Annotated in this window: 11 protein-coding genes and 2 tRNA genes; 5 read left to right on the top strand and 8 right to left on the bottom strand. The window is 61.5% G+C overall.

Features of this window, described 5'->3' with window-relative positions; all coding sequences use genetic code 11:
* The 5 genes from AC1D0Z_RS10740 to AC1D0Z_RS10720 all read right to left on the bottom strand — a co-directional run.
* Positions 1 to 755 (bottom strand): ribose-phosphate pyrophosphokinase (locus AC1D0Z_RS10740; RefSeq protein ID WP_477658233.1); only part of this gene is annotated, 755 nt, incomplete at its 3' end.
* Between the two features lie 231 nt (positions 756 to 986).
* Positions 987 to 1,063 (bottom strand) — tRNA-Gln (locus AC1D0Z_RS10735).
* Positions 1,064 to 1,150: 87 nt separating this feature from the next.
* Entirely contained in the window at positions 1,151 to 2,089 is a 939-nt protein-coding gene (gene ispE / locus AC1D0Z_RS10730) for a 4-(cytidine 5'-diphospho)-2-C-methyl-D-erythritol kinase (protein ID WP_477658232.1), read from the bottom strand.
* Between the two features lie 96 nt (positions 2,090 to 2,185).
* Positions 2,186 to 2,716 carry an outer membrane lipoprotein LolB gene (locus AC1D0Z_RS10725; protein ID WP_477658231.1) on the bottom strand — a complete coding sequence of 177 codons (531 nt, stop codon included), beginning with the start codon at positions 2,714 to 2,716 and terminating at the stop codon, positions 2,186 to 2,188.
* Between the two features lie 5 nt (positions 2,717 to 2,721).
* Positions 2,722 to 4,497 carry a tetratricopeptide repeat protein gene (locus AC1D0Z_RS10720; RefSeq protein WP_477658230.1) on the bottom strand — a complete coding sequence of 592 codons (1,776 nt, stop codon included), beginning with the start codon at positions 4,495 to 4,497 and terminating at the stop codon, positions 2,722 to 2,724.
* A gap of 118 nt (positions 4,498 to 4,615) precedes the next feature.
* Between AC1D0Z_RS10720 and mutM the strand changes: the two genes are divergently transcribed.
* The 3 genes from mutM to mutY all read left to right on the top strand — a co-directional run bounded on the left by mutM (position 4,616) and on the right by mutY (position 8,616).
* On the top strand, positions 4,616 to 5,431 hold the full coding sequence (mutM, locus tag AC1D0Z_RS10715; protein ID WP_477658229.1) for a bifunctional DNA-formamidopyrimidine glycosylase/DNA-(apurinic or apyrimidinic site) lyase: 816 nt from the start codon (positions 4,616 to 4,618) through the stop codon (positions 5,429 to 5,431).
* A 71-nt stretch (positions 5,432 to 5,502) separates the two neighbouring features.
* Entirely contained in the window at positions 5,503 to 7,473 is a 1,971-nt protein-coding gene (locus AC1D0Z_RS10710) for a dynamin family protein (protein ID WP_477658228.1), read from the top strand.
* Between the two features lie 78 nt (positions 7,474 to 7,551).
* Positions 7,552 to 8,616 (top strand): A/G-specific adenine glycosylase, encoded by a 1,065-nt coding sequence (gene mutY / locus AC1D0Z_RS10705; protein ID WP_477658234.1) that lies wholly within the window; start codon positions 7,552 to 7,554, stop codon positions 8,614 to 8,616.
* A 41-nt stretch (positions 8,617 to 8,657) separates the two neighbouring features.
* Here mutY and rapZ read toward each other — a convergent pair whose 3' ends face one another.
* The 3 genes from rapZ to AC1D0Z_RS10690 are packed head-to-tail and all read right to left on the bottom strand — an operon-like array spanning position 8,658 to position 12,061.
* Complete coding sequence (rapZ, locus tag AC1D0Z_RS10700) at positions 8,658 to 9,524, bottom strand: RNase adapter RapZ (RefSeq protein ID WP_477658227.1); 867 nt, start codon at positions 9,522 to 9,524, stop codon at positions 8,658 to 8,660.
* The gene (recN, locus tag AC1D0Z_RS10695; protein ID WP_477658226.1) at positions 9,524 to 11,167 is read right to left on the bottom strand and encodes a DNA repair protein RecN; all 1,644 of its coding nucleotides are present in this window, start codon (positions 11,165 to 11,167) and stop codon (positions 9,524 to 9,526) included. The genes rapZ and recN overlap by 1 nt, the downstream gene beginning before the upstream one ends.
* A gap of 18 nt (positions 11,168 to 11,185) precedes the next feature.
* Complete coding sequence (locus tag AC1D0Z_RS10690) at positions 11,186 to 12,061, bottom strand: NAD kinase (RefSeq protein ID WP_477658225.1); 876 nt, start codon at positions 12,059 to 12,061, stop codon at positions 11,186 to 11,188.
* Positions 12,062 to 12,110: 49 nt separating this feature from the next.
* Here AC1D0Z_RS10690 and hrcA point away from each other — a divergent pair, with 49 nt between their 5' ends.
* Together hrcA and AC1D0Z_RS10680 are read left to right on the top strand one after the other, a co-directional pair.
* Positions 12,111 to 13,130, top strand: coding sequence for a heat-inducible transcriptional repressor HrcA (gene hrcA / locus AC1D0Z_RS10685; RefSeq protein ID WP_477658224.1), 1,020 nt, complete (start codon positions 12,111 to 12,113; stop codon positions 13,128 to 13,130).
* 24 nt (positions 13,131 to 13,154) lie between these two features.
* A tRNA-Ile gene (locus AC1D0Z_RS10680) sits at positions 13,155 to 13,231 on the top strand.
* Positions 13,232 to 13,411 lie beyond the last annotated feature (180 nt).

The raw sequence follows: 13,411 nt of genomic DNA, 5'->3' as shown, positions 1-13,411 counted from the left end.
GTGCAATAGGCATAAACTTTTTTGGCGCCGCGCTCTTTCAGCACTTCAGCCGCTTTCACCAATGTCCCGGCGGTGTCGATCATGTCGTCCATGATCACGCAATTGCGGCCTTCAATGTCGCCGATCACGTGCATCACTTCCGACACGTTCGCCTTGGGGCGGCGCTTGTCGATGATGGCCATGTCGCAGCCTAGCTGCTTGGCCAGCGCCCGGGCGCGCACCACGCCGCCCACATCGGGCGACACGACCATCAGGTCGGTGTAATTCTTCTGCCGCAAATCACCCAGCAACACCGGCGACGCATAAATGTTGTCGACCGGAATATCAAAAAACCCCTGGATCTGGTCGGCATGCAGATCCATCGTCAAAACACGCGACACGCCCACTGCCTGCAGCATGTTGGCCACCACCTTGGCCGTGATCGGCACCCGCGCCGAACGCGGACGGCGGTCTTGCCGCGCGTAGCCGAAATACGGAATCACCGCAGCGATGCGCTCGGCCGAAGCGCGTTTCAGCGCGTCGACCATGATGAGCAGTTCCATCAGGTTGTCGTTGGTCGGTGCGCAGGTCGACTGCACCACAAACACATCACGGGCCCGGACGTTCTGCTGGATCTCGACAGTGACTTCGCCATCCGAAAAACGTCCCACATGGGCAGCACCCAGTGAAATGCCCAGGTGCTGGGAGATCTCAAGGGCCATGCTCGGATTGGCATTGCCGGTGAAAACCATGAAGTCGGGATGGTGCGTTTGCATGTGGGGCCCAGCTGCTACAAGGACTTGAACGTGGCTGAAATTTTTATCGAAGCAAAATACGCACGGGGGACAACACGTGGCAACGGGGCTTGGCAGTGAGCGCCGGTTGCCTCAAGTGTTTCCAAAAACACACAGACCCGCTGATACACATCACGCGGGTCTGTCAGGAGTCACACGGACCCGCTCCGGGCGGGTCCGCAAGACCGGGGCTCGCGCCCTCAGTCTGTAATTTGGCAGGGGTGGAAGGATTCGAACCTGCGAATGCCGGAATCAAAATCCGGTGCCTTAACCAGCTTGGCGACACCCCTACACAGGACAGCTGCCGTTACCGGCAACAGACCTATAAACTTTTCATCTATGGTCGCTTGAAAGCGCATTTCAAAAGAGCGGCTATTTTACCAACCGGCCAGAGGATGCACCTCCAAATTGCTGCATGTCCGGACTTTCCAGCCATCAGGCAAGCCTGAAAGATCCGTCAAATCCGTGCCATGCGGCAGTTGCGCAAATACAGCACTTCCGGAGCCGGTCATGCGCCCTTGAAGATGTTTCGTTTTCAACCAGTCAAGCGACTGGCCAATCTGCGGGCACATCTCCTGCGCTACCGGCTGCAAGTCGTTGCGGCCGAAACTGAAATCAATCGATTTCGTGTGGCCTTCAGCATTTGCAGCAAAGCCTTGGATTGTAGCAGTTTCTGTGTCGCGTTTGAGCCCCGGTGCGCTGAAAATACCTTGGGTGGGGAGGCCAGCGGGTGGCTTGACCACCACAAAACGGGCTCCAGGCAAGGCCAGCGGCGTGATTTTCTCGCCGATGCCCTCCACCCAGGCGTGGCCACCCGACAGAAAGAAGGGGACATCGGCGCCCAGCGACAGGGCGATGGCGCGCAATTCTTCGGGCGGCAGGCGCACGCCCCACAGCCGCTGCAAGGCCAGCAGGCAACTGGCCGCATCGGATGAGCCCCCGCCCATGCCGGCTTGCGAAGGAATGCTTTTTTGCAGGCCGATATGGACACCCAGCGGTGTACCGCAGGCCGCCTGCAGCGCCCTGGCTGCCCGCACGCACAAGTCTTCGGTGGGTAGAGCCAAAGGCTGTGGTTCGCCGGGCGTGCCTGTGTCGGGTTTTCCGAGGTCTTCCCGGGTAATCCGGCCATCGGCGCGAAGCTCAAAGTGCAGGGAGTCACACCAGTCGATGAGCATGAACGCGGATTGCAGCAAGTGATAGCCATCGGGCCTGCGCCCGGTGATGTGCAGAAAGAGGTTCAGTTTGGCAGGCGCGGGCACGTCATACAGGGCCTTAAGCGGCTGTGCGACGTTGGAAACTGGAGTTGGGTGAGCCATCGTGGAGCGCCAGAGCGGTAACAGAAGCCAGGGAGAGAGGTGAGTAGGAGGTAAGTACAGGAACGCCTGCCGCGAGCCTGGGGCATTTGTCCTGGATTACCGGTCCAGGACTACACGCAGGTCGGCCGGCGGCGCCGGCTCCAGACGCTTGGCCGTGATGCGGCCTTCCGCATAACGCGAGAGATCCGCAGACCAGCCGCTGACGCTGGCATTGTCGCCCCGCAGCCAGGCAAACAGCGCGGTCACCGGAACGGCGGTGCCTGTGGCCTGGGCCATCAGCTCATCGACCGACGAAAACCGCTGGATCTTGCCATTGCCGGAGTCGAGTACAGCTTCGCCGGGTGACCAGCGGAGCACCCCCAACACGCTGCCCAGCGGGCTGATCAGCGAAAGCTCGCCACGCTCGGGCTTGCCCCTGAGCTCGAAGCTGGCCGAAAAAGACTGCACTGGTTCGCTCTGCACCTGCAAGCTGATGCGGCCCGTCTGGAGGTCATTTTGTGTGCCATTTGTGCCTGTAGCCCTTGGTGGTTGTGCGCAACCAGCTATCAAAAAAGGAGCAATGATGCAGGCGGATACGAGCCAGAAGCGGGCTGGGCGCGCAGGCAGTGCAGGTGTCGGGGCGCGCATTCCCGTCACAGCTTCACGCGCAACCGCTTGAGCGTCTCGAGCAGGGTCTCGTTTTCGGGGTTCAGCAGCCGGCCTTCCTTCCAGATGGCTACCGCACGGTCGCGCTGTCCGGTGGCCCAGAGAACTTCGCCGAAGTGGGCCGCAATCTCCGCATCGGGTTTGGCTTTATAGGCCGTTTCGAAAATCTTGATGGCTTCCGTGGTGTTGCCCATGCGAAATTCGACCCAGCCCAGGCTGTCCTTGATAAACGGGTCGGAGGGTGCGTATTCAAGCGCTTTGCGAATCAGATCACGCGCTTCAGGCAGGCGTACGCTGCGATCCGCAAACGAATAGCCCAGGGCGTTGTAGGCGTGGTGGTAGTCGGGCTTGAGCTGGATGACACGCCGCAGCAGGCGCTCCATTTCGTCCATGGCGCCCAGCTTTTCGGCCATCATGGCCTGGTCGTACAGGAGCTCGGTCTCGTCGGGGTTTTTGGCCAGGGCTTGCGCCAGCACATCATGGGCCAGCTGGTATTGCTTGAACTCGCGCAGCAGGCTCACTTCCGCGTTCAGTTTCAGCCTGGCGTCGGCGGCGTTGCGTTCGGGCAGCTTGCGGATCAGCTGGCGTCCTTCTTCCAGCTTGCCCTGGCTGGCCAGGATGGAGGCGCGCCGGGTTTGGGCCTGGGTCAGGTCGGCGGCGTTGTCAATTTTGGCCAGCCAGCCTTCCGCTGCCGCGTAGTCCTTGCGTTTTTCGGCCAGCTGCGAGAGCGAAAGATAGGCCTGGGCCAGGCCGCGGTTGCGTTCGCCTTCGGAGGTTTGTTGCTGGGCCAGGGTGACATAGCGCTCAAGCGAGGTCTGCGCCTGCGCCAGCTGGTTGTCCTGCAACTGCAGGGAACCCAGCACCAGCCAGCCTTCGGGGAGTTCGGGTCTTTCACGGGTCACGACCTGCAGCTGGGCTGAGGCTTCCGCGTAGCGCTGGGCATCCAGGAGCGCGCGCGCATAGGCCATCCGCACCTCGGGCAAGGCTTTGGTGTTGCCTTCAAAGTATTTGCGGACCAGGTTTTCAGCTTCGGGCTGCTTCGAGTCCATCAGCTCCAGCGCGACCAGCGCCGGCCCTTCGGTGAAGGGGCCGGCTGCCTGCGCGCGCCTGGCTGCCGCGAGCGCGCCCCCGCTGTCGCCGGCGGCCAGGCGCATGCGGCCYACCGYSGTCCAGGCRGCGCTGGCGGTGGCGGGATTGCTCAGGTAGTCGGTCAATGCTCCTTCGACCACCATGGCGCTCAGTTTTTTGTCCGCCATGCGGGCGTAGATCCGGGGTATCGCATTCAGGGCAGCGGTTCGCTCCCCTTCCGGGGCAAGCCGGAYTTCGGTTTGCAGGGGCTCGGTCGTATCGACAATCCGGTTCAATGCCACCAGGATCTGCAGGACATACCGGTTTGCCTCGCGCGAAGCGGGTTGCTCTGCCTTCCAGGCGCTGGCCGCCTGCAATGCGGCATCACCTGAGCGGGACTGCAGTGCGATGTCCGTGGCACGCTGGTAAAGCTGCGCGTCGCCGGTCTTCCGGGCGGCGTCCAGCATCAGCGCAAACCCTGCGGCGGGCTCGCCTTCCTGCAGGGTCATTTCCCCCACCAGCAACTGGTAAAAAAGGGCGCTGTCCAGCGGCGAAGACGGAGCGGCTTCTTCCTGGGCCGCTTTGGCCTCGACAAGCGTCGAGGGCGCAGCCAGGACCGGTTCATCGGTCTGTGCCAGGACCAAGGGAACCACCAGACACACGCCACTGATGGCAAGACCAATTTTTTTCTTCATCGAACCATGATAATTGAAGCCCCCGGGCTGCGTTGCCGCTTTACGCGTGGCCCTGCTACCCAGCTGGTTCACCACGGTCTTCCTGCGCCATGCGTGAGCGCCTTTATTTGCAAAACCTATGCCTGAATTGCCAGAAGTCGAAGTCACCCGGCTGAGCTTTGCGGACCGCATTGCCGGTGCTGTCATTGAGCGCATCCAGATGGGCAAGCCCCTGCGCTGGCCGCTGGGCTGTGCGACGCGCAAGCTTGTCGGCCAGAAGGTGCACGAGGTTCGCCGCCGCGGCAAATACCTTTTGGTAGACCTGAGCGACGGGTTGCTGCTGATTCACCTTGGAATGTCCGGTAGTGTGGCTTTTGGCGACGGTTTCCCCGCCCTGGGCAAGCACGACCACTTCGAAATGACAACCAGCCAAGGCACTTTACGGTTGAACGACCCGCGCCGTTTCGGGGCTGTGGTGTATGCGAGCCATGAAGGTGCGCCAGCCGCCCAAAAGCTGCTCGGCCGGCTCGGCGTCGAGCCGCTGACCAACGCTTTTGACGCGGAAAGCTTTCACCAGGCGCTAAAGCTGCGGCAAACGGCGATCAAACAGGTGCTGCTGGGTGGGGAGGCGGTGGTCGGTGTCGGCAACATCTATGCGTCGGAAGCCCTGTTCCTGGCGGGAATCCGGCCGACCACCCGGGCAAACCGGATCAGCAAGCCCCGTGCTGTCCGGCTTCATGGGGCGATCCGCCAGGTGCTGGCCCAGGCTGTTACAAAGGGCGGTAGCACCCTGAGGGATTTTTCGAATGCGCAGGGCGAATCGGGCTATTTCCAGCTCGAAGCCATGGTTTATGACCGCGCCGGCTTGCCCTGCCGGGTGTGCAGCGCACCGGTGAAGACCCTCCGGCAGGGGCAACGGTCCACTTTTTACTGCGCAAATTGCCAGAAACCGTGAGTCCGTAGACGCGCCAATGGTTCTTTCGGGTTGGCGATGCTATATTGACCGACACACTTTACGGTAGACCGATGTCTTTTAACGAACAATTTGACCAGCACGGCACGTGGCGGCGCGAATTTGCCCTGCGCCTGAAACTGCTTGCAGAGTGGATGAAGGACCATGACCTGCTGGACGCAGCGGTCGAGGAGCGCTTGCAGCGGCTCGAGTCACAGGTGCGTTCGGACAAGGTCATGGTGGCCTTTGTGGCCGAATTTTCGCGCGGCAAGTCCGAGCTGATCAATGCGATCTTTTTCGCCGGTTATGGCCGCCGCATCATGCCGGCGAGTGCCGGCCGCACCACCATGTGCCCGACCGAGCTGGGCTACGACGCGGATGTGCCGCCCTGTCTGCGCCTGCTGCCCATCGAGACGCGACTGCAGAAGCAGGCCCTCATGGAATGGCGCGCGGTGCCCGAAAAATGGACGCGGATCGACCTCGACGTGAATGACCCGGCGCAACTGGCGCAGGCGCTCGAGAAAGTGGCCGAAGTCCGCCATGTCACCCATGACGAAGCCCGCTCGCTGGGTTTCTGGCACGACAACAATCCCGAAGACAACCCGCGCGTCGGCGCCGACGGCCTGATCGAGGTGCCCAAGTGGCGCCATGCGCTGATCAATATCGCGCACCCGCTTCTCAAGCAGGGCCTCGTCATCCTCGATACGCCGGGCCTCAACGCCATCGGTGCGGAGCCCGAACTGACGGTGAGCCTGATTCCCCAGGCCCATGCCGTGGTGTTCATCCTGGCAGCCGATACGGGGGTGACCAAGTCCGATCTGGCCATTTGGCGCGAGCATTTGATTACCGAAGGCGACGGCACCGATGCGCGCCTCGTGGTGCTCAACAAGATCGACACCCTCTGGGATGCCTTAAGCACCCCTGAGCAGGTGCAGGCACAGATCGACAAGCAGCGTGCGACGTCTGCTGAAATCCTGGGCCTGCCGGAATCCCAGGTGATTCCCGTGTCTGCCCAAAAGGGGTTGGTGGCCAAGGTTACGCGCGACAAGGCCTTGCTGGAGTCCAGCCACCTGCCGACCCTTGAGCTGGCACTGGGTCAGGGGGTGATGGGGCAGCGCCAGAAAATCCTGCGGACAGCGGTGTCCGGCGGCATCGGCGAGCTCCGGACCGAAGCAGGGCGTGCCATGCATATCCGCCGGCGCGACCTGGCCGAGCAGATGATTGAGTTGCGTGGACTCAGAGGCAAGAACGTCTCGGTGATCAAGCACATGCGCAGCCGCATCGAGCAGGAGCAGGCAGAGTTCGACACCAGCGGCTCGAAAATTCACGCGGTGCGTTCAGTCCACCTCAAATTGCTCCGTGACGTATTCAATCTGCTCAGCACCCCGACGCTCAAGGCAGAACTGGCCGAGCTGACGCATGCCCTGAAGCAGCCGGGCATCAAGCTGGGCGTCAAAAAGGCCTATGGCCAGACTTTTTCCCGCCTCCGCGAGGGACTGCAGAAGTCGCAGATCATGAGCAGTGAAATCCAGTCCATGTTGACTGCCTCCTTTCGCCAGCTCAATGCCGAGTTCAGCTTTTCGCTGCAGGCGCCAAAGGAGCCGGAGCTGATTCGCTACGAACATGACCTGGAGCAGATAGAGCGCAGCCACTTGCAGTACCTCGGCGTGGGCAATGTTTTGAAGCTTTCCCAGCCGGAATTCTCCGAGCGGCTGGTTCGCGCCCTGGCCACGCGACTGCGGGTGGTTTACGAATCTGCCCTCGGCGAGGTGGAACTGTGGAACAAGTCGGCGGCATCGCAGCTTGATGCACAGTTGCGCGAGCGGCGACGCAATTTCGGCCGCAGGCTGGAGGCTATTGAGCGTATCCAGCAGGCGGCTTCAGGACTGGATGAACGAATCGCGGAAATTGATGCCCAGGAGCGCGTGCTTGACGAGCTGGACAGCAAACTTACGGAACTGACCTCTCATCTGATGGGCGCCCCAGCGCAGCCCAGGGCAGACGGTGCCACCGCAGAAAATGCCGCAGTGCCCGAGGCTGCCTGAGCGTTGACGCGGCCGCAACCCACCAGGACCCCTGCCGCAAGGAAATCGGCTGCTGTGAAGCAAACGGCCCCAGCTCAGTTGCCCCCCGGGTTTGCTGAGGAAATTGTGCAATGGCAGGCTTCCCACGGGCGTAACAGCCTTCCGTGGCAAAACACACGCGATCCTTACCGCGTGTGGCTGTCTGAAATCATGTTGCAGCAAACCCAGGTCGCGACAGTCCTGGACTACTACGCGCGTTTTCTCTCGCGTTTTCCGACGGTGAAGGAGCTGGCTGCGGCAGGCGAAGATGAGGTGCTGGGCTTGTGGAGCGGGCTGGGTTACTACAGCCGCGCGCGGAATCTGCACCGCTGCGCCCGGGATGTCATGACACTGCATGCCGGGCGATTCCCGGAAACGGCAGAAGAGCTTCAGTCGCTGCCGGGCATAGGCCGTTCCACTGCTGCAGCCATCGCCTCGTTCTGTTTTGGCCAACGGGTGGCTATTCTGGATGGCAACGTCAAGCGGGTCCTTACGCGCGTTCTGGCTTTTTCTGCCGACCTGGCCCAAAGCGCCAACGAGCGGGTGCTTTGGGACATGGCGGCAGAGTTGCTGCCTGAGCAGAATCTGCCCGAAGCCATGCCGCGTTACACCCAGGGGTTGATGGATCTCGGCGCCACGATTTGTGTGGGCCGCCAGCCGCAATGCCTGCTATGCCCGGTACGACACCTGTGCCAGGGTTTTGCAGCCGGTGATCCGGGCAAGTATCCAGTCAAGACACGAAAACTCAAGCGCAGCGCGCAGGCACTCAGCTTGCTGTGGGCACGAAAGCCCGATGGTTCGGTTTGGCTTGAACGGCGTCCGGGCCGTGGAATATGGGGAGGGCTTTATTGCCTGCCGGTCTTTGAGAGCGATGAGGCATTGACGTCGGATTTGCCCGCATCGTTGCGGGAAGCGCTTGAACCCCTGCCGGGCTTTGTCCACGTGCTGACACACAAGGACTTGCACCTGTCGCCTTGGACCGCGGGCTTTCGCGCCGGGCAAGCCATGCCCAGCTCCCTGATTTCGGATGAGCGCCCCGGTTCGTGGTTCGGCCCTGCCGAATGGCCTGCATTGGGGTTGCCTGCTCCCATACGCAAATTATTGGAGCAGCACGCTCAAGCCTGACTGCCGTGCCGGGGTCAGCCCCACGCCTCGCTTTGTTGAGCTCAAACAGCGTCGAGTTCGCGATGCCGCTTCAGCGTTCGCCACTGCTGGCCGAAAGCCGCCGCCAGCTCCTCGACCAGGTAGACGGAACGGTGCTGGCCGCCGGTGCAACCAATGGCCACGGTCACATAACTCCGGTGATCGCGTACCAACGCCTGCAGCCAGTGACTCAGAAACTGCTCGATGTGGCGGAACATGTCGCCCACTTCCGTATGGGACTTCAGATAGCTTGCCACAGCCTCATCGCGCCCCGTCAGGTGGCGCAGGCCCGATTCATAGTGCGGGTTGGGCAACATGCGAACATCAAACACGTAATCCGCGTCGAGCGGCACGCCCCGCTTGAAGGCGAAGGACTGAAACACCAGCGTGAGCTGGGTGCTGGGAGCCGAGATCAACGATTTCACATAGCCCTGCAGCTGTGACGAGCGAATCATGCTGGTGTCGAGTACATGGGCCTGTTCGCGCATCTCACCCAGCAGCTCACGCTCCAGCTCGATCGCATCTACCAGCGCGCGGTGCTGATCGGAGGCATCAATGCGCGACAGGGGATGAAGCCTGCGCGTTTCGGAAAAACGGCGCACGAGGGTTTCCGTGTTGGCATCCAGGAAAAGAGACTGCACCGCCACGCCCGAAGTGCGCAGCTGACGCAGCTGCTGGGGCACCAGGGGAAGCGAGACAGCACTTCGCACATCCATGGCAATGGCAACCTTCTGGGCACCGTGCTGCTGCTCCAGCGCGACGAAAGGCGTCAGTAATTCGGGGGGGAGGTTATCCACGCAGTAATAACCCGCGTCTTCCAGGGCGTGAAGGGCAACCGACTTTCCGGAGCCCGACATGCCGGTGATGAGAACCATTTCCAGTGTTGCCATCACTGTCCCAGCATTTCCTTGGCATGGGCCAGTGTGGTGCCGGAGAGCCGCTCGCCGCCCAGCATGCGGGCAATTTCAGCCACGCGCTGTTCACCATTGACATGGTCCACGGTGCTGATGGTGGTTCCATTTTCGGCGCGCTTGGCGACAACAAGATGTTGGTCGGCACAGGCCGCTACCTGGGGCAGGTGTGTGACGGCCATGACCTGCYGGTCCTTGCCCAGTTGTTTCATCAGCCGCCCGACGGTTTCGGCCACGGCACCCCCCACGCCCGAATCAACCTCGTCAAATATGAGTGTTTGCGCCTGCCCCAGCTGGCTGGTGGTGACGGCGATGGCCAGCGCAATGCGCGACAACTCGCCGCCTGAGGCGACCTTGCCGACGGGGCGAGGTGTGCTGCCGCTGTGGCCCGCCACCAGAAATTCCGCTTGCTCCAGGCCGTGCTGCGCCGGTTGCTCCAGTTTGTTGAGCGCCACGTCGAACTTTCCGCCCTGCATGCCCAGGCCCTGCATGGCCYGGGTAATGGCCTTGGCGAGCTTGGGTGCCGCTTTGCTGCGCGCCTTCGACACCTGGCCGGCTTCGTCCAGGTAGGCTGACCTTGCCTGGCTCTCGTTTTTTTCAAGCTGAACCAGATCGGCGGCTTCGTCGAGTTTGTGCAGCTCAGCTCGCCAGGAGGCCAGCAATTCAGGCAGTTCAGCCGGGGTGCGTTTGTAGCGCCGCGCCAGACTCACCCATAGTGACAGGCGTTCGTCGAGTTCGGCCAACCGCTGGGGTTCCAGCTCGGCATGGCGTGCATAGCCGTTGAGTGAATGCACTGCGTCTTCCATCTGGGCCAGAGCGCCATTTAATACCTCAAGGATGCCCGTGAATTCAGGCTCGATGTGTTCCTGGCCTTGCAACGATGCAATGGCCCGCCCCAGCAGCGCGGTAGCGTTTTCATCGGATTCCTGCAAGGCGTCGACGGCCGACTGCACTGCGTCACGCAGGGCCTGCGCGTTCGACAACCGCCCGTGCTGCGAATTGAGCTCGTCCCACTCGGCGGCCCCGGGTGCCAGCTTGTCGAGCTCACCAATTTGCCATGCCAGCCGCTCGCGTTCGCGTTGCAGGCTGTCTTGTGCTTCGCGCGCGTCGTTCAGCGTTTTCTGGGCGAGCCGCCATTGTTGCCAGCGGCGCGACAACTCCCCGGTAGAAACTTCGGCGTAGGAGTCGAGCAAGCCGCGTACCGCGTCGGGACGGGTCAGGCTTTGCCACGCGTGCTGACCATGGATGTCCACCAACTGGTCAGCGATGTCCTTGAGCTGGGTGGCCGTTGCCGCGCTGCCATTGATCCAGGCCCGGCTTTTGCCCTGCGCGTCCACCGTGCGCCTGAGCAACAAGGTTTCGCTGCTGTCGAAACCTGCCTGCTCCAGCCAGGGGGCCAAGCCGGCGGGGCTGTCGAACTCTGCGCTGATCTCGCAGCGGGCGGCGCCTTCGCGAACCACCCCGGCGTCGGCCCGGGCACCCAGCGCCAGCTGCAGCGCGTCAATCAGGATGGATTTTCCCGCGCCGGTTTCACCGGTGAGCACCGAGAAACCGCTGGACAAATCCAGCTCAAGCTTGTGGACAATGACAAAGTCGCGAAGCGATATGGTTTTGAGACTCATGACTTGAATACTGGCCGCTCAGGCCACGCCTTCGTTCCAGTGCAATTTCTTGCGGAGCGTATCGAAATAGCTCCAGCCTTTGGGATGCAGGAAACGCATCTGGTGCTCGGAGCGTCTCACGGTAATGCGGTCACCGTGCAGCAGGCTGGCCAGCGACTGCATGTCAAAGTTGGCGCTGGCGTCGCGGCCCGAGACAATCTCGATGGTGATCTCACCGGAGTCCGACAGCACGATGGGCCGGTTGGACAAGGTGTGCGGTGCAATCGGCGCCAGGACCCAGCCGGCAATTGACGGGTGGAGCAGGGGGCCGCCTGCGGAAAGGGCATAGGCCGTAGACCCGGTCGGCGAAGCGATGATCAGGCCGTCTGCACGCTGGTTTGCCACAAAGCGGCCGTCCACCTCCACGCGGAGCTCGACCATGCCGGCAGTCGCTCCGCGGTTCACGACGACGTCGTTCATGGCGGTAGCGCTGAAGACGCAGCGCCCGTCACGCACGACTTTGGCCTGCATCATCCAGCGGCGATCTTCCTCATATTCGCCACGAAGCATGGGAATCAAGGTGTTCTGGTAGTCTTCGAAGGCAATGTCGGTGATGAACCCCAGCCTGCCCTGATTGATGCCCACCAGGGGAATGCCGAATTGGGCCAGCAACCTGCCTATGCCCAGCATGGTGCCGTCGCCGCCCACGACGAGGGCGAGGTCGCACTGGGCGCCAATCCCGGCTGCGTCAAGGGTCGGGAACTGGGTCAAGCCAGTGTTGCTGGCGGTGTCTTGCTCGATCGCCACGTCGCAACCCTGGGTGCCCAGGAAGTGTGCGATCTCCTCCAGTGCTGACCGGGAACCCTGTGCGTGGTACTTGCCGATCAATGCGACATGGCGAAATTGCGACTTCATCGGCAAATTACATCACAACATCGCAACCGAAGCTTCGTAGAATGGCACCATGCTTGATGATCGAGCCAGGTTGCTGCTGAAAGCACTCGTTGAACGCTACATTGCCGATGGACAGCCGGTAGGTTCGCGCACGCTTTCAAAAGCTTCCGGCCTTGAGTTGTCTCCAGCCACCATACGCAATGTGATGAGCGACCTGGAGGAACTCGGCCTGATTGTCAGCCCGCACACTTCGGCGGGGCGCATTCCAACGGCGCGGGGCTACCGGCTCTTTGTCGACACCATGTTGACCACGCAGCGCGATTCTTTGTCGTCGCCCGGCCATCTCGGAGCGCCGCGGCTGGCACCTGACCAACCTCAAAAAGTGCTCAGCAATGCGGCACACATGCTGTCGAGTCTCTCTCAGTTCGTGGGTGTCGTCATGGCGCCACGCCGGACCTCGGTATTTCGCCACATCGAGTTTCTTCGGCTATCTGAAAAACGCTTTTTGGTGATCATCGTGTCGCCCGACGGCGATGTGCAAAACCGGGTTATCTTCACCGAGGCTGACTACACACAGTCGCAGCTGGTAGAAGCCGCTAACTTCCTCAATTCACACTACGCCGGCATGGCGATCGAGGAAGTGCGGGAGCGGCTGAAAAATGAGGTGGAAGCCCTTCGAGGTGAAATTGCCACCTTGATGCAGGCTGCGGTCAAGGTCAGTTCCGAAGCCATCGAGTCGCGCGATGAGGTGGTTATTTCCGGCGAACGCAATCTGCTGGCAGTCAGTGACTTCTCCGGTGATATGGGTAACCTGCGCAAGCTTTTTGACCTGTTCGAGCAGAAGGCGCAGCTGATGCGGCTTCTTGATGTGTCGAGCCGCGCCGAGGGGGTCCGGATTTACATAGGCGGCGAAAGCCAGGTCATTCCCTACCAGGAGCTTTCCGTGGTGACCGCGCCCTACGAGGTCGACGGACAAGTGGTGGGAACCCTGGGCGTCATTGGGCCCATGCGGATGCCCTACGAAAAAATGATCCAGATTGTCGATATCACCTCCAAGCTGGTGAGCACGGCGCTGAGCCATAGCAAGTAGGCCCTTACAATCTGTACCTTGAGTGGGGCGTTAGCTCAGTTGGTTAGAGCAGAGGACTCATAATCCTTTGGTCGAGTGTTCAAGTCACTCACGCCCTACCATTATCTTCAGGTGCACTTGGCGTTCGCTTCGGGACTCTGGGACGTTTCCGCCTCTGGACCCTGAAGAACTGGAGTCCAAGAGGGCTGGGAGAGCATCACTCGCGGCCAAAGGCCGCCGCGTGGGTGCCTGTTCCTGAAGCGCCTGGCTTAAAAGCTCAGGTCTTTCTCGATGTCCTGCAT

The sequence above is a fragment of the Polaromonas sp. P1_E3 genome (genome assembly GCF_056405935.1).
Note: the sequence above shows the minus strand (reverse complement) of the source record. Positions and strands in the feature narration are given on the sequence as shown.

What these genes read in the sequence shown, in the direction of transcription:
- ispE (WP_477658232.1), bottom strand. Translation starts at nt 2,089, where the DNA reads ATGGCTCACCCAACTCCAGTTTCCAACGTCGCACAGCCGCTTAAGGCC.
- AC1D0Z_RS10725 (WP_477658231.1), bottom strand. Translation starts at nt 2,716, where the DNA reads ATGCGCGCCCCGACACCTGCACTGCCTGCGCGCCCAGCCCGCTTCTGG.
- mutM (WP_477658229.1), top strand. Translation starts at nt 4,616, where the DNA reads ATGCCTGAATTGCCAGAAGTCGAAGTCACCCGGCTGAGCTTTGCGGAC.
- AC1D0Z_RS10710 (WP_477658228.1), top strand. Translation starts at nt 5,503, where the DNA reads ATGTCTTTTAACGAACAATTTGACCAGCACGGCACGTGGCGGCGCGAA.
- rapZ (WP_477658227.1), bottom strand. Translation starts at nt 9,524, where the DNA reads ATGGCAACACTGGAAATGGTTCTCATCACCGGCATGTCGGGCTCCGGA.
- AC1D0Z_RS10690 (WP_477658225.1), bottom strand. Translation starts at nt 12,061, where the DNA reads ATGAAGTCGCAATTTCGCCATGTCGCATTGATCGGCAAGTACCACGCA.
- hrcA (WP_477658224.1), top strand. Translation starts at nt 12,111, where the DNA reads ATGCTTGATGATCGAGCCAGGTTGCTGCTGAAAGCACTCGTTGAACGC.